The organism is Streptomyces sp. NPDC017056, from assembly GCF_044332485.1.
GTDB lineage: Bacteria > Actinomycetota > Actinomycetes > Streptomycetales > Streptomycetaceae > Streptomyces.
In genome coordinates this window covers 324,305-344,123 of the sequence record NZ_JBIRPD010000009.1, presented here as the reverse complement: position 1 = coordinate 344,123, position 19,819 = coordinate 324,305, and the positions used below count along the sequence as shown (strand labels likewise).

Sequence of the window (19,819 nt, the reverse complement as noted above, 5' to 3'; positions counted from 1 at the left end):
CCGCGTGTCTCGCGCGTCCCGGGGTCTCAGTCGTCCGTGCTGTCGCCGAAGTCGGGGCGCACCCCGCGGGCCGCCATGACCTCGTCGTTGGAGGTGCCGGCCGCGACCATCGGCCAGACCTGGGCGTCCTCGTGGACGATGAAGTCCACCACGACCGGGCGGTCGTTGATCGCGTTCGCCTTGGCGATCACCGCGTCCAGCTCGGCCGGGTCCTCGCAGCGCATCGCCACGCACCCCATCGCCTCGGCCAGCTTGACGAAGTCCGGGACGCGGGTGCCGCCGCCGGAGACGTCCGCGGTCGCCAGACAGTCCTCGGGGCCGCGGTGCAGGACCGTGTTCGAGTACCGCTGGTTGTAGAAGAGCGCCTGCCACTGGCGGACCATGCCCAGCGCGCCGTTGTTGATGATCGCGACCTTGATCGGGATGTTGTTCAGCGCGCAGGTGACCAGTTCCTGGTTGGTCATCTGGAAGCAGCCGTCGCCGTCGATCGCCCAGACCGTACGGTCCGGCTGCCCGGCCTTGGCGCCCATGGCGGCCGGGACGGCGTACCCCATCGTCCCGGCGCCGCCGGAGTTCAGCCAGGTGGCGGGCCGGTCGTAGTCGATGAAGTGGGCGGCCCACATCTGGTGCTGGCCGACGCCGGCCGCGTAGATCGTGCCTTCCGGGGCCAGCTCGCCCAGGCGCTGGATGACCTGCTGCGGGGCCAGGCTGCCGTCGTCGGGGTGGTCGTAGCCGAGCGGATAGGTCTCGCGCCAGCGGTTGAGGTCCTTCCACCAGGCGGTGTAGTCGCCGGTGTGGCCGGCCGCGTGCTCGGCCTGGAGGGCGACGACCAGGTCGGCGATGACCTCGCGCGCGTCGCCCACGATCGGCACGTCGGCGGTGCGGTTCTTGCCGATCTCGGCCGGGTCGATGTCGGCGTGCACGATCTTCGCGTACGGGGCGAAGGAGTCCAGCTTGCCGGTGACGCGGTCGTCGAAGCGGGCGCCGAGCGCGACGATCAGGTCGGACTTCTGCAGCGCCGTGACGGCGGCGACCGCGCCGTGCATGCCCGGCATGCCCACGTGCTGCGGATGGGTGTCGGGGAAGGACCCCAGGGCCATCAGAGTGGTGGTGACGGGCGCGCCGGTCAGCTCGGCCAGCACCTTGAGTTCGGCGGTGGCGCCGGCCTTCATGACGCCGCCGCCGACGTAGAGGACCGGGCGCCGGGCCTCGGTGATCAGGCGGGCGGCCTCGCGGATCTGCTTGGCGTGCGGCTTGGTCACCGGGCGGTAGCCGGGCAGGTCGGTGTGCGGCGGCCAGACGAAGGTGGTCTGCGCCTGGAGGGCGTCCTTGGCGATGTCCACCAGGACCGGCCCCGGGCGGCCCGTGGAGGCGATGTGGAACGCCTCGGCGATGGTGCGGGGGATCTCGGCGGGGTCGGTGACCAGGAAGTTGTGCTTGGTGATCGGCATGGTGATGCCGCAGATGTCCGCCTCCTGGAAGGCGTCCGTGCCGATCGCCTTGGAGGCGACCTGGCCGGTGATCGCGACCATCGGGACGGAGTCCATGTGGGCGTCGGCGATCGGGGTGACGAGGTTGGTGGCGCCGGGGCCCGAGGTGGCCATGCAGACGCCGACCTTGCCGGTGGCCTGGGCGTAGCCGGTGGCGGCGTGGCCGGCGCCCTGCTCGTGGCGGACCAGGACGTGGCGGACCTTCGAGGAGTCCATCATCGGGTCGTACGCGGGGAGGATGGCGCCACCCGGGATGCCGAACACGGTGTCGGCCCCGACTTCTTCGAGCGAACGGATGAGGGACTGCGCGCCCGTGACGTGCTCGACGGCGGTGGTCGCGTGCGCTCCGCCGGAGTTGCGGGCCCGCGGCTGCGGATGGTGGGCCCCGGTGGCCTGCTCGGTCATCTGCGTCTCTTCTCGAAGCTGAGGGTTTTGGCGGGGTATGGGAGTGGTTATGCAACAAAAAACCCCTCGTGCCGTGAGGCAAGCGAGGGGAGCGCGCCGGTGCGGAGCGCTGGGTTTCGTGGGTGACCCAGCTTCAGCCGACGCGCTTTCCAAGTACGAGAATTCGGGTGCGCATGGAACTGACCCTCCCCCCGGGGCCAGCCGAGTGTCAAGTGGGTGGGACGGAGGTCTCACTATTTGGGCGCAGGGGCGGATGCGTGACCGGTTCGGCCCCGTCCCTGACCTCGCCGGGACCGAACCGCCTGGGCAGCTCGCCCAGCGTCCGTCCGGGTGACACCGGCTCCCGCCCCTTCTTGACGTGGCGTACGGGCAGGCCGGTACCACTCAGCACCACGGCGCGGCCCTCGCTCCCCGGGCCCGGTACCGGATAGACCCCCTGCGCCAGCGCGCGGCGCAGCCGGTGCTCGTCCAGCGGCCCGGAGAAGGCCATGCCCTGGCCGTGCGTACAGCCCATGGAGCGCAGCGCGACGATCTGCTCGGGCAGGTCGACGCCGTCCGCCACGGACTGCATGCCCAGGTCGGAGGCGATCCGCAGCAGCCCCGAAGTGATCTTGTGGAGGCGGGCGGACTCCACCACCCCGTCGACCAGGTCACGGTCGAGCCGCAGGACGTCGACGGGCAGCCGGCGCAGGGCGCCTATGGCGGCCGCGCCGCTCCCGAAGCCGTCCAGGGCGATCCGCACCCCCAGCCGGCGCAGGGCGACCAACCGCCGCTCCAGCTCCTCCAGCGGTATACGCGGATCGGTGTCCGACAGCTCCAGGACCAGCGAGCCGGACGGCAGGCCGTGCCGGGACAGCAGCGCCTCGATGCTCTTCGGCGGCAGCGCGCGGTCCAGCAGCCGGTGGGCGGAGATCCGGACGGCCACCGGGACCGGGTGGCCCGCCCGGTGCCGGCCGGCGGCCTGCTGCACCGCCTCCTCCAGCTGCCAGCGGCCCAGCTCCGCGGTGCGGTCGCCGTCCTCCTTGAGGCGGCCGCGGTCGCCGACCCGCAGGAACTCGGCGGGGGTGAAGAGTATGCCCTGTGCGGAGCGCCAGCGGGCCAGCGCGGCGACCGCCGTGATCCGGCCGCCGGCCAGCTCGACCACGGGCTGGTGCAGCAGCGCGAACTCGCCGTCGTGCAGGGCGGTGCGCAGCTTGGTGGCCAGCTCGGCCCGGCGCACCACGTCGTCCTGCATCTGGGGGGCGTACAGCTTGACGCACCCCTTTCCGGCCTGCTTGGCGCGGTACATCGCCAGGTCCGCGTTGCGCATCAGGGGGCCGGGGGTGATGCCGGGCTCGGCGAAGGCCACGCCGATGCTGGCGGCGACGCGCACGTCTCTGCCGTCGATCTTGTACGGGTCGGAGAGGCGGATGCGCAGCCGGTCGGCGATCTCGTGGATGCGGTGTTCGCGTGCGGCGTGGTCGCGGGTGCCGTCGCCCATGATGAGCGCGGCGAACTCGTCGCCGCCGAGCCGCGCGGCGGTGTCCCCCGCCCGTACGGATTCGGCCAGTCTGCGGGCGGCCTGCACCAGCAGCTCGTCGCCGGCCTGGTGCCCGATGGTGTCGTTGACCTGCTTGAAGCCGTCCAGGTCGATGTAGAGCACGGCGGTGCCCGGATCGCTGGCGCGGCGGCCGGTCAGGGCCTGGCTGACCCGTTCGGTGAACAGCGCCCGGTTGGGCAGGTCGGTGAGCGCGTCGTGCGAGGCGTTGTGCTGGAGCTGGGCCTGGAGGCGGACGCGTTCGGTGACGTCGCGGGAGTTGAAGATGAGGCCGCCGTGGTGGCGGTTGACCGTGGACTCGACGTTGAGCCACTTCTCGACGCCCGAGCGGCGGCCGCCCGCGCGGAACCGGCACTCGATGCGCGTGGTCGGCTCGTCCTCGGGCCGGGCGGCGAGGAATCTGCGCACCTCGTGCACCACGCGCCCCAAGTCCTCCGGATGGATGAGGGAGGCCAGCTCGGAGCCGACCAGTTCCTCCGCGTTCCGGCCGTATACGCCCGCCGCGGCGGGGCTGACGTAGCGCAGTATCCCGGTCGGCGCGGCGATCATGATGACGTCGCTGGAGCCCTGTACCAGTGACCGGAAGTGGTTCTCCTTCTGCGCCAGTTCCTGCGTAAGGGTGATGTTGTCGAGCAGCATGATGCCTTGGCGCACGACCAGGGCGAGGACGACGGTGCAGCCGGTGAAGAGCACCACGCGGTCGATGCGGCGCCCGTCCAGGACGTTGTACAGGATGCCGAGGGTGCAGACGGCGGCGGCCAGGTACGGCGTGAGCGCGGCGAGCGAGCCCGCGATGGGCCGGGTGCCCGGGACCTGCGGCGGACGGTGCGCGGCGCGCTTGCCCTCGTCGTCCGCGACGTCGCCGCCGTTCAGCCGCCGGGCGACCCAGGGCGCGTACGTGAGCAGCATCGAGCCGGCGAACCAGCCGGCGTCCAGGATCTGCCCCGAGCGGTAGTGCTCGCGCAGCAGCGGCGAGCTGAACAGCGCGTCGCACAGCACGGTCAGGGCCAGCGCCGCGATGGCGGTGTTGATGGCCGAGCGGTGCGCGGAGGAGCGCTTGAAGTGCAGCGCGAGCACCATGCTCACCAGCACGATGTCCAGCAGCGGATAGGCCAGCGCGAGCGCGCCCTGCGGCACGCTCTGGCCCTGGAAGTGCGCGGTGTGCGCGAGCGCCAGGCTCCAGGAGAGCGTGAGCAGCGAGCCGCCGATCAGCCAGGCGTCGAGCCCGAGGCACACCCAGCCGGCCTTGGTCACGGGCCTCTTGGCGAGCACGAGCAGGCCGACGATGGCCGGTGGCGCGAACAGCAGGAAGCAGAAGTCGGCGAGCGACGGGCTCGGCACCGGCGCGCGCAGCACGACCTCGTACCAGCCCCAGACGCCGTTGCCGATCCCCGCCATCGCGGAGGACGCGGCGAACAGCAGCCAGGCGGGTCGAAAGCGGCCGTGGTGCCTGCGGGCGTACAGGAAGCAGGAGACGGCGGCGGCGAAGGCGGCCAGGCTCAGGCCGAAATCGCCCATGAAAAGCGCCAGTTCGGGTGAACCCCAGCCGAGCGCGGCACCGATGGCGTAGCCGCCGCAGACGACCGCGAGCACGACCTGCGGCAGCACGCCCGGGGCCCCGCCGGTCTGCACCGGCGGCCGGGTGAGGACCGCGCCGGTGGCGCTCACCGCCCTCTCCTCCCGTCTGCCGTGCGACATCGTGGTGGCCGCTGCGCGCGAGGCGCCCGAAGCGCCCAGGGCCCCGGAGGTGTCCCCCCGGGAGATCGCGGAAAGCCTGTCTCGCGATTGGTCCATTGGCCGTACATCGCCCGTCGCCCCCCTCGGTTCCGGTCTTTCGCGCTGCGCCGCATCACTGCCGGCGCGGCCCCCGCTCGGACGATACACCAGGTTCGTCACTCAGGGACATAGCGTCTGTACGCAGCGTGACTGTCAGTGGGATGCGGATACCCAGTGCAGTCGTACGGCCCCGTAGAGCTACCCGCAAGGGGTCGGGGAAGGTTTCACCCGGCCGTAGCCACGACGTTGCACAAGGGCTCCCCGGTGGCGAACCGCGCCAGCTGATCCCTTACGAGGCGCCTCGCACGGGGCCAGAACGCAGAGCTGGGGCCGCCGACGTGTGGAGTGACGAGCACGCCGGGAGCGTGCCACAACGGGTGCCCGGCGGGCAGCGGTTCCGGATCGGTGACGTCCAGGGCCGCCCGCAGCCGCCCGGATTCCAGCTCCGCGAGCAGCGCCTTGGTGTCGACGACGGCGCCGCGCGCGACGTTCACCAGCAGCGCTCCGTCCTTCATGCGCGCCAGGAAGTCCGCTCCGACCAGGCCACGGGTGGCGTCGGTGAGCGGCGTGGCGATGATCACGACGTCCGCGCGGGGCAGTTCGGCGGGAAGTTCGGCGAGCGGAAGCACGGGCCCGCGCACGGTCTCACGGGCGGTGCGCGCAATGCGCGCCACCCGCGCACACTCGAAAGGCGTGAGCCGGTCCTCGATCGCACTGCCGATCGAGCCGTAACCCACGATGAGCACCGACTTGTCGGCCAGCGCCGGCTGGAACCCCGGCAGCCACCGCTCGGCGTCCTGCCCCCGGACGAAGTCCGGGATGCCGCGCAGCGAGGCGAGCGTCAGGGTGAGCGCCAGCTCGGCCGTGCTGGCGTCGTGGAGGCCGCGGGCGTTGCACAGGTGGGTACCCGGAGGCAGCCGGTGCAAGGCGGGCAGCATGTGTTCGATGCCCGCGGTCAACGTCTGTACGGCGCGCAGCCCCGTCATCTCCGGCAGCGGTCGTATGCACGCCTCCGGGCTCTTCATGTACGGGACCACATAGAAGGCGCAGCGGGCGGGGTCGGCGGGGAACTCGGGCCCGGCGTCCCAATGGACGTAGCGGAAGCCGTCCGGCAGTCCGCCGATGTCGTCGGGCGGGAGCGGGAGCCATACGTCGTTCGCGGCGGTACGCGGGTCTGCAGGTGCCATGGCCAGAGGCTATGCGATGCCCCCTGTGCTCAGACGTTAGTTTGGTCAGGCCCTTGATCGGGGGCGAGGGGATGGAGGCACGACCGCGTGGAGCGCAGGACAATCGGGGCTACAGCGCTCGAAGTGGGTGCAATCGGACTCGGCTGCATGCCGATGAACTGGGGGTACACCGAGTCGCAGCGCAACGGCGAGAGCTCGCTGCGCACCGTGCACACCGCGCTCGACCGGGGCTGCACCCTGCTGGACACCGCCGACATGTACGGGCCGTTCACCAACGAGCTGCTGGTCGGACGGGCTCTGAAGGAGCGCCGCGCGGAAGCCTTCGTGTCGACCAAGGTCGGGCTGCTGGTGGGCGAGCAGCACATCGTCGCCAACGGGCGCCCCGGATACGTGAAACGTGCCTGTGACGCCTCCCTGCGCCGCTTGCAGACCGACTGCATCGACCTGTACCAGCTGCACAGGACCGACCCGGAGGTGCCGATCGAGGAGACCTGGGGCGCGATGGCGGAGCTGGTGGCGGCCGGGAAGGTGCGGTCGCTGGGGCTGTGCGCGGTGGGTGCGCGCGCCGGGCGCCGCAGGGGCGCCCGGCTGTACGACGGGACCCTGCGGCAACTGGAACGCATCCAGCAGGTGTTCCCCGTCAGCAGCGTGCAGGCCGAGCTGTCCGTGTGGTCGAAGGAGGCCCTGGAGGAACTGCTGCCGTGGTGCGTCACCCGTGGGGTGGGTTTCCTCGCCGCGATGCCCCTGGGCAACGGCTTCCTCACCGGCACGCTGACGCCGGGGCAGGGCTTCGAGCCGGCGGACATACGGGCGCGGCACCCGCGCTTCACGGCCGAGATGATGGCCGCCAACCAGCCGGTGGTGGCCGGTCTGCGACGGGTCGGCGCGCGGCACGGGGCGACGCCGGGGCAGGTGGCGCTGGCGTGGGTGCTGGCGCAGGGGCCGCACGTGGTGCCGGTGCCGGGCACGAAGAAGGAACGTTGGGCCGCGGAGAACGCCGAGGCGGTCAGGCTGACGCTCGACCGCCGCGACCTGGCGGAGATCGCCGCGCTGCCGTCGGCGCTGGGTTCCTGGGACTGAACCTTACGCGCGGGCGCGGGTGTGACCGGAAGGGCACGGGCGAGCAGGACGTGGCGGCCCGGCTCTACGCGCGTGCGCGGGGGTGACGCGGCCGGCCGGGCCGTGTGATGCCGGAGTGGGGTCCTGACGTGCGGGGCGGTGTGTGGTGGGGTGGGCGGGACCCGTCGACGAGAGGACTCCGCCGTGCAACGTCGCTTCGTGACCCCTGTGTTGGCCGCCGCCTCGCTGCTGCTGGCCGTGGGATGCTCGACCGGCGGCCCGCCGGGTACGTCCGGCTCCTCCCCCGCGTCCCCCGTCCTCTCCTCCCCCGGCGAGGCGCAGGTCTCCGCCTCCGCCCCGGCACCGCCCGCCAAGGGCTCGGTGAAGGTGGTGAGCACCCTCGCCACCGACCTGGAGACCCCGTGGGGCCTGGCCCCGCTGCCGGGCGGCGACCTGCTGGTCTCCTCGCGCGACACCGGCAAGGTCTTCCGGGTGGCGGCGAAGGACGGCAGGAAGACCGAGCTGGGTACGGTGCCGGGGGTGGCGCCGGGCGGCGAGGGCGGCCTGCTGGGGCTCGCGGTGGCGCCGTCGTTCGGCCGGGACCACTGGGTGTACGCGTACTTCACCACCGAGTCCGACAACCGCATCGCCCGGATGAACTACGACGAGAGAAGGCCGCCGGGCAAGCAACTGGGCGCGCCCGACACGGTGTTGAAGGGCATCCCGAGGGGGCTGATCCACAACGGCGGGCGGATCGCCTTCGGCCCGGACAAGATGCTCTACGCGGGCACCGGCGAGACCGGCGACACCGGCCTCGCGCAGGACAGGAAATCGCTGGGCGGCAAGATCCTGCGGATGACGCCGGACGGCGAGCCGGTGCACGGCAACCCGGACGCCGGCTCGGTGGTGTACACGTACGGGCACCGCAACGTGCAGGGCCTGGCCTGGGACGCCGAGAACCGGCTGTGGGCCGCGGAGTTCGGCCAGAACACCTGGGACGAGCTGAACCTGATCGAGCCCGGCAGGAACTACGGCTGGCCCGAGGCGGAGGGCAAGGGCAACGGCGGCGGCCGGTTCACGGACCCGGTCGCGCAGTGGGGCACCGCGGATGCCTCGCCGAGCGGCATCGCGTACGCCCGGGGCTCGGTGTGGATGGCGGGGCTGCGCGGCGAACGGCTGTGGCGGATCCCGCTCGCCGGGCGGCAGGCGGCGGCCGAGCCGCAGGCGTTCCTGCAAGGTGAGTACGGGCGGCTGCGTACCGTCGTGGCGGCAGGGGACGGCGGGCTGTGGCTGGTCACCAGCAACACCGACGGGCGCGGCGAACCGAAGAAGGGCGACGACCGGATTCTGCGTCTGGCGGTGAGCTGACGGCGCGGGGGTACGGTGACCGGGCCGGTCGCCGGCGGCCCGTTCCGGTCCGATGGTGCCTACACTCGTCTTACGGGACCGGCCACGTCGTCAGGGGGCGGGATGTTCAACCTGGTGGAGGAGTTGTTCGCGCCGGGGCGCAAACACACCGACGAGGAGCGACGGCGGCTGACCCTGGTGGTCACCGACACCGGCGACAGCGATCCGGGCAAAGGGCCGATAGACCTGTCCTCGGGCAAGGTCACCATCCGCCTGCCGGACCAGGAGCCGCCGCGGCACACCTGACGACGGCCGCCGCCGCCCCGGCGCTACCCTGCCTGCTGCTCCACCGGGGCGAACAGGCGCAGCCGGTGGGCCAGCGCGCCCGCCTCGCCCCGGCCGGAGACGCCCAGCTTGGCCAGGATGTTGGAGACGTGGACGCTGGCCGTCTTGGGCGAGATGAACAGCTCGTCGGCTATCTGGCGGTTGCTGCGCCCCGCCGCGACCAGCCGCAGGACGTCCCGCTCGCGCGGGGTCAGGCCGAACGCCTCGGCGGGTGACGCGGTGGCCCGCTCCTCCGTGGACCGCGCGGCATCCGGCTCCGGCCGCCCCGCCAGCGGTATTCGGGCGCGCCGGGCGAGCCGTTCGATCCCGTCGGCGAGCGACCGGGCGCCCATCCCGCCGGCCGCCTCGCGGGCCTTGACGAGCAGCAGCGCGGCGGCCTCGCGCGGCGTACGGCCGTTCAGCCCGGCCGTCGCCCGGGCGGCGTCGTGCAGCAGCGCCTCGGCCCAGCGGTAGGCGGCCACGGCACGTTCGTACGGGCGCTCCACCTGCTCGAAGGCGGCCACCGCTGCGGCCCAGGCGTCCGGCGCCGGACGGCCGGCGGCGCGCAGCAGCTCGGCCTCGACGGCGCGGCCGTACGCCGCCCAGACAGGTGACACGGCAGGCGTGCCCTTCGCGGCCTGCCGGATGCGCGCGAGGGCGGCAGGCCGCTCCGGCTCGGCGGCGGGCAGGCCGCGCAACTCCGACTCGGCGGTGGCCGCCGCCCACAGCAGCGGCCAGACATACCGCTGGGTGCCGGGCGGGAAACCGGTCTCCAGGCCCTGCCGGAGGATGTCGCGTACGTCCTTGACGCGGCCCCGGGCGGCGGCGATCTCCAGGGCGTACCGGATGAGGGGGATGGAGTGCTGCGGCTGGAGGTGGTGGTCGCCGTAGTGCTCGCGGGCGACGGCCAGATTCCGTTCCGCGCGGTCCACGTCGCCCTCCTTCAAGGCGAGGTCCGCGAGACGGTTGGTGGCCAGGGCCCGGGAACGGGCACTCATCGAGCGGCGGCGGGCGTCCAGGGCCGCTTCCCGCGCCTGCTCCCAGCGGCCCAGCGACTGGAGCGACTCGGCGCGGTTCCCGCTGACCCAGCTCGTGCTCTCTTTGAGGCCGTAGTGCTCGGTGAGCGCGAGACCCCGGTCCGCCACCTCGACGGCTTCCGTGGAGCGGCCCACGCCTTCCAGTGCCGAGGAGAGGTTGACGTGCCCGCGGGCGACCACCGAGGAGCAGCCGCGGGCCACCGCCCGCTCCAGGACCGCACGCAGCTGCTCCAGCCCGCCCTCCACGTCCCCCGAATCGACCCGCAGGCCGGCCAGGGTGACCAGCGAATTCAGCTCCTGCTCCGTGTCGCCGACGAGCCGGGCCAGCTCCACGGCGCGCTCGGCCGTGGCAAAGCTCTCGGAGCCGGGGGTGTGCAGCATCGCCCAGGTCGCGGCATGGGCGAGCACGGCGGCGTGCACCGAGGACGGCGGCAGGCCGCGCACCAGCTCCTGGGCGCGGTCCAGTTCGGCCCAGCCGTCTCCGCGGCCGGTGCCTTGCACGAGGCGGGAGCGCTGGAGCAGGAACCACGCCGTGCGCAGCGGGTCCTTGTCCGCGTCGAGGGCGCGCAGGGCGCGCTTGGTGATCGTCAGGGCTCGCTCGGTGTCCCCGGACAGGCGCGCGGCCACCGCGATCTCGGCGAGCAGGTCCATGAAGTGCAGCGCGTCGTCGTCGCAGCCGCAGGCCGGGTACGCCTCGGCGTAGTCCGCCGGACGCACGGCGCGGCGGACCTCCTTGGGCGCGTCGTCCCACAGCTCCAGGGCGCGGTCCAGCAGCCGCAGTTGCTCCGTGTGGGCGTGGCGGTGGCGGGCCTGTACGGAGGCGGCGAGGACGGCGGGCAGCGCCTTGGCCGGGTCGTGGGCGTGATACCAGTAGCTGGCCAGGCGGGCGGCGCAGGTGTCGGCGCGGACGAGCGAGGGGTTTGCCTCCAGGGCTTCGCCGTACCGGCGGTTGAGGCGGGTGCGCTCGCCGGGCAGCAGGTCGTCGACGACGGCCTCGCGGACCAGGGCGTGCCGGAAGCGGTAGCCCGTGCCGTCCCGGTCGGGCACCAGGGTGTTGGAGCCGACGGCGGCGCGCAGCGCCTCGATGAGGTCGTCCTCGGACAGGCCGCAGACGGCGGCGAGCAGCTCGTGTTCGACCGTGGAGCCGCCCTCGGCGGCCACCCGGACCACGCGCTGGGCGTCCTCGGGCAGCGCCTCGACCCGGACGAGCAGCAGGTCGCGCAGCGGGTCGCTGAGCCCGGTCAGGCAGCCCTCCTCGATGCTGCGGGCCAGCTCCTCCACGAAGAAGGCATTCCCCTCGGAGCGCTTGAAGACCCGGTCGACCAGCGCCTCGTCGGGGTCGCGGCCGGTGATGCCGGCGATCTGGGTGCGCACCTCGGAGCGGTTGAAACGGGCCAGTTCGACGCGGCGGATCGTACGCATACGGTCGATCTCGGCCAGGAAGGGGCGCAGCGGGTGGCGGCGGTGGATGTCGTCGGAGCGGTAGGTGGCAACGAGGAGGATGCCGGCGTCGTTCAGGGCGCGCAGCAGGTAGGAGAACAGCTCACGGGTGGAGCGGTCGGCCCAGTGCAGGTCCTCGATGACGACGGCGAGCGGGCGGCGGGCGGCCAGGCGCTCCAGGAGCCGGGCGGTCAGCTCGAAAAGGCGGGCCCGGCCCTGCTCGTCGTCGTGCGCCTCGCGGGCGGGCTCGCCCAGCTCGGGCAGAATGCGGGCCAGTTCGCCCTCCTGGCCGGAGACGGCGGCGGCCAGCTCCTCGGGCAGCTGCGCGTTGAGCAGATGCAGGACCGCGGAGAACGGGGCGAACGGCAGGCCCTCGGAGCCGATCTCGATGCAGCCGCCGATCGCGACCAGGACGCCGTCGGCCCGCGCGGCGCACGCGAACTCCTCGATGAGCCGGGTCTTGCCGACCCCCGCCTCACCGCCGATGAGCAGCGCCTGGGGCTCGCCCGACTCCTTGATGCGGGCGAGAGCGCCGCGCAGTGCGCCCAGCTCACTGCCGCGGCCGACGAACACCGGACTGACGGACGTGGTTTCCACGCCGCTGAGCATCGCACAAGGGTCTGACAAAGCGGCAGTGGTCATGGTCACGCGCGACGGCTCCCGTGGCCCCGGCCGGGCCGCGGGAGCCGTGGCGGTCGGGCGGCGCATCGGCCGGCCCGCCGGTCAGGCGGCCTTGGTGAACCGGTCGGGCGCGCCGCTCACCCGCCCTTCCTGGCCGTGGGTCCCGGAGCGGCCCCGGCGGGCACGGCGCGCCTTGCGGGCCTCGTTGACCAGCCGTTCCCGGTCGGCCTGGCGCCGCAGTTCCTCGTAGCGGACGCGGAGTTCGAGTTCCCCGTAGAACATGGTGTGCTCCCTGGTTTCGGCGTTGGCACGGTGACACCTGGTGGCGGTGTCCTGTTGACGTGCTCCAGCCTGCTCGCCCAGGGGGGCGCCCCGCATCGGGCAGGTTCCCGATCTTGGGGAGGGCGGGGTCCTTAGCCGCGCGGGGCCCCGGACCGGCGGACCCTTAGACGGCCGCGTACGGCCTTAGGGAACGCCGGATTCCGGGGCCCCGCGGACGGTCCGGGCCCTCGGGAGCCCGGGGCCTTTCAGGAACCGGGGGTTCCGGTGCCGCCGGTCTTGGGCAGCGTGGGCAGGCTCGCGAACAGGTCGAAGTACATGCCGGCGGCGACGACGAGCCCGACGACGCCGAGGGCGAGACCGCCCCAGGCCACGGCCCGCACCCAGGCCGGGCGGGTCCGGGTGAGGACCAGCGCGGCGACCACGACGGCGAGCAGCGCGAAGGCGCCGTTGACGAGGGCGTGGGTGTGCCAGGGGGTGCCGTAGACGGCGCCGATCTGGTCGGCGGCCTTGCCCGTCTGGAGCTTGATCTGGCCGAGCACCGTCTGCCGTTCGGCCAGGACGGTGCCCATCCAGGTGCCGGAGAGCGAGGCGAGGCCGAGGCCGGCGGCGGCGACGGCACCGGCACCGGCCGCCACCGAGCCGCTCGTGGCCGCCGCGGCGGGCGGCGCGTCCTCGGCGCCCTCGCCGGGCTCCTCCGGGTCCGCTTCCGCGGTGTCCGTACCGGCCGGGGCGTCCTCCTCGACCGCCGCGGCCCCGGACGCCGGCTTCTCGCCCGTCTTTGCGGCCTCGGGCGTCCCGGTGGCCCCCTTGGCCTCGTCGGCCTTCGTGTCGTCGGTGCGCTCTTCGGTCTTGGTCGTGTCCATGGGCGCGACCGTAGGTGCCGCGTCTGAGAGACGTATGAGAATGCCGGTAACCCGTGGGAAATCAGCCTCCGCGGGGTACGCGGGTGCCGCCGGCGACGGGCGTGGCACTTCCGCCTGCGCCGGCCCTGAGCCCCGCCCGGCACCGGCCCTGAGTCCCGCTCGTCAGCGCCGTACCAGCCCTTCGTCGTCCCGGCGCTGCTCCGGAACGGCAAGCGGAACCACGACCGGAACCGGAGGGTTGCCTTCCGAGGGGTCCGGGGCCGCCGGCGGCTCGATGCTCAGGCGCGGCAGCCGCCGCTCCAGCCACACCGGCAGCCACCAGTTGGCGCCGCCCAGCAGGTGCATCAGGGCCGGCACGAGCAGCGTGCGCAGGACGAACGCGTCCAGCGCGACGGCGGCGGCCAGGCCGATGCCGAACATCGCGATGATGCGGTCGCCGCTGAGGACGAAGGCCCCGAACACCGCGATCATGATGACGGCGGCCGAGTTGATGACCCGGCTGGTCTCGGCGAGGCCGACCCGGACCGCCCGCCGGTTGTCGCCGGTGCGCTGCCACTCCTCGTACATCCGGCTGACCAGGAAGACCTGATAGTCCATGGAGAGCCCGAAGAGCACCGACACCATGATCACCGGCAGGAAGGGCTCGATCGGGCCCGCGCTGCCGAGCCCGAGCAGCTCGCTCCCCCACCCCCACTGGAAGACCGCCACCACGATCCCGAAGGAGGAAGCGACGGCCGCGATGTTCATCGCGGCGGCCTTGAGCGGTATCCCGATGCTGCGGAAGGCGAGCAGCAGCAGAAGGGAGCCCAGGCCGATCACGACGCCCACGAAGAGGGGCAGCTTGCCGACGATGACGGCGGCGAAGTCGTCGTAACCAGCGGTCACCCCGCCCACGTGCACCCGCATGCCGGTGCCCTCAGCGGCCTTCGGCAGCACCTCGTCGCGCAGCCGTTCCACCAGGTCGGAGGTCTGCCGCGACTGCGGGGAACCGTCCGGTACGACCGTGATGGCGCCCGTGCTGCCGCTGCCGTCGAACTCCGGGCCCCGCACCTCGGCCACGCCCGGCGTGGTCCGCAGCTCGGCGGGCAGCCGGTCGAAGGCCAGCCGGTCCTTGGCCCCGTCCAGTTCGCCGACCAGGGTCAGCGGCCCGTTGGAGCCCGGCCCGAAGCCCTTGCCGAGCAGGTCGTACGCCTGCCGGGTGGTACTGGTGCCGGGGTTGTTGCCCTGGTCGGAGGTGCCCAGGTGCAGGGAGAGGGTGGGCAGCGCGAGGACCAGCATGACGACGGCCGCGGCCGCCCCCAGCAGCTTGGGGTGCCGCTCCACGAAGTGCGACCAGCGCGCCGCGAAGCCGGCGGGCGGCTCGGGCAGGGGCCCGTCGGCCGCCAGCTGCCGCCGCTCGCGCCGGCTCAGCGCCCGCTGCCCGATGACGCCGAGCAGGGCCGGGAGCAGGGTGACGGACGCGGCGACGGTGAGGACCACGGTGAGGGAGGCGGCGATGGCGACGCCGTTGAGGAAGCCCAGCCGCAGGACGAGCATGCCGAGCAGGGCGATGCAGACGGTGGCCCCCGCGAAGACCACCGCGCGCCCCGACACGCTGACGGCGCGCTCGGCGGCCTCCTGGACGGTGAGGCCGGATTTCAGCCCTCTGCGGTGCCGGGTGACGATGAATAGCGCGTAGTCGATGCCGACACCGAGGCCGATGAGCATGCCCAGCATCGGGGCGAAGTCGGCCACCGTCATGGCGTGGCCGAGCAGGGTGATGCCCGCCGACGCGGTGCCCACGCCCACCACGGCCGTGACGATCGGCAGGAGGGTCGCGGCGAGCGACCCGAAGGCGAGGAAGAGGACGACGGCGGCGGCGCCCAGGCCGATCAGCTCGGCGAGCTGCGTCCCCGAGGACTCGGTGACCGCGATGCCCGCGCCGCCCAGTTCCACCTGGAGCCCGTCGCCCGCCGCGGCCTTGGCGGCGTCCACGACGCGCTGCACCCGGGCCGCGTCCAGGTCCTCCGCCGGGGCGTCGAAGTCCAGGCCGGCGTAGGCGGTGTGCCCGTCGCGGCTGACCTGCCCGGCGCCCTGCGGCGTGTACGGGCTCTGTACGGACGCGACGCCGGGCATCCGGGCGATCTTGTCGAGGGTCTGCTGGAGGCTCTTCTGCACGGCGCCGGCGCGTACGGTGCCGGACTCCGTGTGCCACACGATCGTGTCGCGGTCGCCGGACCGGTCAGGGAACGCCCGCTCCAGCAGGGCCCCGGCCCGTCCGGACTCCGTGCCGGGGACGTCGTAGTGGTCGGAGTAGGCGGAGCCGGCGGCTCCGGCCGCCGCCGCGGTCCCCGCGAGGGCGGCGAGCCACAGCACGATCACGACGATGCGGCGCCGCAGGCACCACCGGGTCAGTCCGGTCATCGAACTCTTCGTCTGCTTCCCGGGTCAGGCGCCGATGTCTGACGGGGTATACCCGCGGGGCCGAACGCGTAATGGAGGGGGAGGGAACGGGACCGCAGCCTGCCGACGAAGGGGCGGCGGCCCCGTACCTCTTGCAGAGTGGCAGCACGAAAAGATCCTTTGTCCTCTTTGTGGACTTCCCCACAAAGGGACCCGGAAGCGGAACCCGGCCCGCGACCGTGAACCGACCGGCTGCGCCCGCCTCCGGTCAGCCCGTGATCGATTCCTTTCCGTTCTCGATGTGGCCCATGAAGCGGCGGTGGAAGGACGCGTCCTGCGCCGCGGTCAGCTCCAGGTCGTACCAGCCGTGCGCGGCGGCCGCGCGGTGTGCGACGGTGCGGGTGCCGCCCGCCTTCACCCGGAGTGTGCGCGGCGCGGCGTCGCCGTACGCCAGCGGCTTCAGCGTGAGGGTCAGCTCGGTGCGCCCCCCGTTGACGACCGTGAGGTGGATCTCCCGCCGGTCCGCGTCCAGGCGGGTGGAGACGCGGACCGCCGCGGCGGCGCCCGCCGCCGTGCCGGCGTGCTCGCGCCGGAAGCCGTTCGGCCCCGTGAGGGTGAAACGGTACGCGCCGTCCTTGACGGGGATGTCCCAGATGTCCTTCCCTCGTACGTCACGGTGCTGCGGCTCCTGGTACTCGCCCGCGTACGGGTACAGCGCGAAGTGCGCGCTCGCCCGGCCGCCGTTGCGCACCGCCAGCCGGAAGCGCCCCGCGCCCGCGTCGTACGCGCCGTCCGCGTCGGGCTGGTACGGCAGCGGGCGCGCGGGCCGGGTGCCCGGCTCCTGGCGGGGCAGCTGCTGCTCGCGGGGCGGGCGCGGCGACCAGCGCCCGCTGAACGGCGGGATGGCGCCCGGCTGGTCGACGGCGGGCTTCCTACGGCCGCGCGAGAAGTCGAAGGCGCTGGTCAGGTCGCCGCAGACGGTGCGCCGCCAGGCGCTGATGTTGGGTTCGCGCACGCCCGTCCAGCGCTCCATGAAGCGGACGATCGAGGTGTGGTCGAAGACCTGCGAGCAGGCGTAGCCGCCCACCGTCCAGGGCGAGATCACGATCATCGGTACGCGGATGCCCAGCCCGGTCGGCTTGCCGTCGTGGAACTCGCCGTCCGTGCCGGCCGGCGGCACCGGCGGCGGCACGTGGTCGAAGAACCCGTCGTTCTCGTCGTAGGTGAGGAACAGCGCGGTGTGCCGCCACACGTCCGGGTTCTTGCCGAGCGCGTCGAGCACCTTGTAGACGATGGTGGCGCTGGCGACGGGCGAGGAGGAACCCGGGTGCTCGGAGTCCGCGGCGGACGGGACGATGTAGGACACCTCGGGCAGCTTGCCCGAGGCGACGTCGGCGGCGAAGGCGGTCGCCGTGGAACCCGGCTCACCGCGTCGCAGCGCGCGCTCGAAAAGGCTGCGGTCGGCCGCGCTAAGCGCCCGTACGCCTTCCTCCAGCAGTCCCTGCAAGCGCTTGCGCTCCGCTTCCCCCGCCGCGGCGACCTTCCCGTAGAAGGCGGTCATGTTCTGCACGCCGCCGCCCACCTTGGCGAGGGCCTTCTTCATGACGGCCTTGAAGGTGGCGAAGAACTCCAGGTTGTTGTCGGTGAAGTTGTCCCACTCCTGGTAGACGCGCCAGCTGTGCCCGGCCTTCTCCAGGCGCTCGGCGTACGTGGTCCAGGTGTAGCCGGGGTGGGTGTCCTCCGCGTAGGCGTCGTTGCCCACCGCGCGCTTGCCGGAGCCCGGCTCGAATCCGGTCCAGCCGCTGACCAGGTGGTTGCGGTTGGGGCTGGTGGAGGAGTGGATCGAGGAGTGGTAGGCGTCGCAGACGGTGAAGGTGTCGGCGAGTTCGTAGTGCAGCGGCACGTCCTGGCGGTCGTAGTGGGCCATGGTGGCGGCGGTCTTCGCGGTGACCCAGTTGTCCATCCAGCCGTTGTGCCAGGCCCTGGCGCCGCCGGACCACTCGTGGTTGAGCGCCCCGATGTACTGGAGGTCCTTCTTCTGGGCCGCCGCGGCCTCCCGGACCGAGAAGGGCAGGACGGTGCCGATACCGAGCGCGCCCGGCTGCTCGTAGACGCTTCGGCCGCCGGGGAGCCGGACGGCGTTGCGGTCGGCGTAGCCGCGTACGCCGCGCAGCATCCCGAAGTAGTGGTCGAAGGAACGATTCTCCTGCATCAGCACGACGACGTGCCTGATGTCGCCGAGACCGCCCCCGCCGTGCCCGCGCCCGGCCGCGGGCCGCTCCGCCGCCAGCGCCTGCTGCAACGACGGCGGCAGGAACGAACCGACGGCGGCCGCTCCTGCCGCCGCCGCGCCAAGTCCCACGATCCGCCTTCGAGATACCTCGGATGCCACGCTCGACCTCCCAGTCGACTGCCCACGGTCGGGCAATGGTTCACACGCAGCCCATTGGCTGGTGCGAGCGGGACGGTAGTGGAGCGCGATGGCGGGCGACAGGTGCCGGGGTGACGTTTTCGCGAACAGATGGGTCCGGTTCCGGTTGTGGAGTCATGCGGCGGGCGGGTCGCACCCCTCCCCCTCCGGCACTCACGCAGCGCCGTCGAGCACCGCCTGGACTTCCGGCACGTCCCGGTGGCCCTCCAGCCGTTCCAGCACGACCCGCACCCGAGCAGCCGTACGGTCACTGGTCACGGCCGCACTCAGCGCGATGACCCGTTCCGCTGTCGCTGCCGCCTCCTCCGGTTCATTGGCGTCGGCCAGAGCGACGGCCAGCCACGACAGGTACAGGGCCAGTTCCCGAGTGTGCGTCGCGTCGTACCGGCTGAGCACGTCCCGCAGCAGGGGGACAGCCCGTAGGGGGCGGTGTATCTCCGTGTAGACCCTGCTCTCCATGACTTTCAGTTCCCCGGCGTCCACCCAGTACAGGTAGGCGGGTGACTCAATCTCCGCGCTGTCCTCGGCCAGCGCCTCACCGGCCTCTCCCAGTGCTCGCATGGCGGACTGGGTTTCCCCTGCCTTGGTGTGGGCCCATGCCACCCGATCGAGGTACAGCGCGCGGGCTTTCGGAGGCGCCTCCGGCCCTGCTCCTTCGAGGGCCGCCCGCGCGAGCCGGACCCCTTCGGCCTCCCTGCCGGTGTTGCTCAGCTGATAGGCCAGCGAGCCGGCGAGGTTCCCGGCCAGCGTCCGGTCGTCCGCCTGCATCGCCGCGCTCATCCCGAGCCGGTAGACGCGCTCCGCGTCCGCATGCTGCCCGGCGTCGCCGGCGATCCATCCCGCGATCTGCGCCAACTCCCCGATCTGCCCGAGGAGAGCACGCCCCACCTCTTCGGAGTGGCTGCCCTCCTTGTAGACCCGCACGGCGGCGCGGAGTTCCCGCAGAGCGGGACGGATCAAGTCGCCCCCGGCCAGCACGTCGTCGGCGAGCCTGAGCCCGTGCACACGCTCTTGCAGGTCACCCACCTGCCGCAGACCGACACGACGGCCCTCGCGAGCGCTGAGCGGGGCCAGCGGATCACTGTCGGGCAGGTAGTCCGCCAGCGTCGGCAAGGCCGGCTCATCGACCTCCCGCAGCTCCTTGAGCACGTCCTCGGGCACCCCCAGGGCGGCAGCGATGAACGGCAGCCACTGGCGGGGCGTGCGCTTCCCCTTCTCCCAACGGCTGACCTCCTGGCGGCCGACCGGCCCACCCATGACCCCGGCGCCCCGGCAGATCTCGTGCGCCAAGCGCTCCTGACTCCACCCACAACGGTCCCGCTCACGCCGGATGTTGGCCCCGATGCTGCTTCCCATGGGGCCAGTCTGGCCGACACCTGGCCTACACGGGGCCGCTGGTGGCCGCACCGGTCCGGCGCAAAGATCGTCCCACGAAGCACCGAGGGGACGGCGATGCACCATGGCCTACGACTGGGCCCCCACCACGGGAACGTACGCGGTGGACGCTACGAACGACAGGATCGGCGAGGTACGCAGGCAGCTCGAAGGGGCCTGTACCTCGTCCCGCCCGGTGGAGGACGTGAATGGGCGGCGCGTCCCGACCAGCTGCGCAAGCCCACCGGCGAGGAGCGCGCGCGG

At 72.8% G+C, this 19,819-nt stretch carries 12 protein-coding genes; 3 read left to right on the top strand and 9 right to left on the bottom strand.

Features of this window, described 5'->3' with window-relative positions:
- Positions 1 to 26: 26 nt before the first annotated feature.
- The 3 genes from ACH4OW_RS18980 to ACH4OW_RS18970 all read right to left on the bottom strand — a co-directional run bounded on the left by ACH4OW_RS18980 (position 27) and on the right by ACH4OW_RS18970 (position 6,395).
- A complete protein-coding gene (locus ACH4OW_RS18980; protein ID WP_398029040.1) occupies positions 27 to 1,895 on the bottom strand; it encodes an acetolactate synthase large subunit in 1,869 nt (622 codons plus the stop codon).
- A gap of 208 nt (positions 1,896 to 2,103) precedes the next feature.
- Positions 2,104 to 5,100 (bottom strand): putative bifunctional diguanylate cyclase/phosphodiesterase, encoded by a 2,997-nt coding sequence (locus tag ACH4OW_RS18975; protein WP_398029038.1) that lies wholly within the window; start codon positions 5,098 to 5,100, stop codon positions 2,104 to 2,106.
- A 332-nt stretch (positions 5,101 to 5,432) separates the two neighbouring features.
- A complete protein-coding gene (locus ACH4OW_RS18970; RefSeq protein ID WP_360136552.1) occupies positions 5,433 to 6,395 on the bottom strand; it encodes a 2-hydroxyacid dehydrogenase in 963 nt (320 codons plus the stop codon).
- 87 nt (positions 6,396 to 6,482) lie between these two features.
- Here ACH4OW_RS18970 and ACH4OW_RS18965 point away from each other — a divergent pair, with 87 nt between their 5' ends.
- The 3 genes from ACH4OW_RS18965 (at position 6,483) to ACH4OW_RS18955 (ending at position 9,107) form a co-directional block, all read left to right on the top strand.
- A complete protein-coding gene (locus ACH4OW_RS18965) occupies positions 6,483 to 7,475 on the top strand; it encodes an aldo/keto reductase (protein WP_360136553.1) in 993 nt (330 codons plus the stop codon).
- A gap of 198 nt (positions 7,476 to 7,673) precedes the next feature.
- Positions 7,674 to 8,822, top strand: a complete 1,149-nt coding sequence (locus ACH4OW_RS18960) for a PQQ-dependent sugar dehydrogenase (RefSeq protein ID WP_398029036.1) — start codon at positions 7,674 to 7,676, stop codon at positions 8,820 to 8,822.
- A gap of 102 nt (positions 8,823 to 8,924) precedes the next feature.
- Positions 8,925 to 9,107, top strand: coding sequence for a DUF6191 domain-containing protein (locus ACH4OW_RS18955; RefSeq protein WP_360136555.1), 183 nt, complete (start codon positions 8,925 to 8,927; stop codon positions 9,105 to 9,107).
- Between the two features lie 23 nt (positions 9,108 to 9,130).
- Here ACH4OW_RS18955 and ACH4OW_RS18950 read toward each other — a convergent pair whose 3' ends face one another.
- The 6 genes from ACH4OW_RS18950 to ACH4OW_RS18925 form a co-directional block, all read right to left on the bottom strand.
- Positions 9,131 to 12,211 carry an AAA family ATPase gene (locus ACH4OW_RS18950; RefSeq protein WP_398029033.1) on the bottom strand — a complete coding sequence of 1,027 codons (3,081 nt, stop codon included), beginning with the start codon at positions 12,209 to 12,211 and terminating at the stop codon, positions 9,131 to 9,133.
- Positions 12,212 to 12,325: 114 nt separating this feature from the next.
- Positions 12,326 to 12,505: a hypothetical protein gene (locus ACH4OW_RS18945; RefSeq protein WP_360136557.1), complete on the bottom strand. Its 180-nt coding sequence runs from the start codon at positions 12,503 to 12,505 to the stop codon at positions 12,326 to 12,328.
- 245 nt (positions 12,506 to 12,750) lie between these two features.
- On the bottom strand, positions 12,751 to 13,368 hold the full coding sequence (locus tag ACH4OW_RS18940) for a hypothetical protein (protein WP_398029031.1): 618 nt from the start codon (positions 13,366 to 13,368) through the stop codon (positions 12,751 to 12,753).
- A gap of 162 nt (positions 13,369 to 13,530) precedes the next feature.
- Entirely contained in the window at positions 13,531 to 15,771 is a 2,241-nt protein-coding gene (locus ACH4OW_RS18935) for an MMPL family transporter (RefSeq protein ID WP_398029029.1), read from the bottom strand.
- A gap of 247 nt (positions 15,772 to 16,018) precedes the next feature.
- On the bottom strand, positions 16,019 to 18,142 hold the full coding sequence (locus ACH4OW_RS18930) for a phosphocholine-specific phospholipase C (RefSeq protein ID WP_398029027.1): 2,124 nt from the start codon (positions 18,140 to 18,142) through the stop codon (positions 16,019 to 16,021).
- Between the two features lie 192 nt (positions 18,143 to 18,334).
- Positions 18,335 to 19,537 (bottom strand): helix-turn-helix transcriptional regulator, encoded by a 1,203-nt coding sequence (locus ACH4OW_RS18925; RefSeq protein ID WP_398029025.1) that lies wholly within the window; start codon positions 19,535 to 19,537, stop codon positions 18,335 to 18,337.
- Between the last annotated feature and the right edge of the window lie 282 nt (positions 19,538 to 19,819).

Excerpts from the sequence above, each read along its gene's own strand:
- ACH4OW_RS18970 (WP_360136552.1), bottom strand. The coding sequence starts at position 6,395 with ATGGCACCTGCAGACCCGCGTACCGCCGCGAACGACGTATGGCTCCCG.
- ACH4OW_RS18940 (WP_398029031.1), bottom strand. The coding sequence starts at position 13,368 with ATGGACACGACCAAGACCGAAGAGCGCACCGACGACACGAAGGCCGAC.
- ACH4OW_RS18980 (WP_398029040.1), bottom strand. The coding sequence starts at position 1,895 with ATGACCGAGCAGGCCACCGGGGCCCACCATCCGCAGCCGCGGGCCCGC.
- ACH4OW_RS18950 (WP_398029033.1), bottom strand. The coding sequence starts at position 12,211 with ATGCTCAGCGGCGTGGAAACCACGTCCGTCAGTCCGGTGTTCGTCGGC.
- ACH4OW_RS18945 (WP_360136557.1), bottom strand. The coding sequence starts at position 12,505 with ATGTTCTACGGGGAACTCGAACTCCGCGTCCGCTACGAGGAACTGCGG.
- ACH4OW_RS18925 (WP_398029025.1), bottom strand. The coding sequence starts at position 19,537 with ATGGGAAGCAGCATCGGGGCCAACATCCGGCGTGAGCGGGACCGTTGT.
- ACH4OW_RS18935 (WP_398029029.1), bottom strand. The coding sequence starts at position 15,771 with ATGACCGGACTGACCCGGTGGTGCCTGCGGCGCCGCATCGTCGTGATC.
- ACH4OW_RS18955 (WP_360136555.1), top strand. The coding sequence starts at position 8,925 with ATGTTCAACCTGGTGGAGGAGTTGTTCGCGCCGGGGCGCAAACACACC.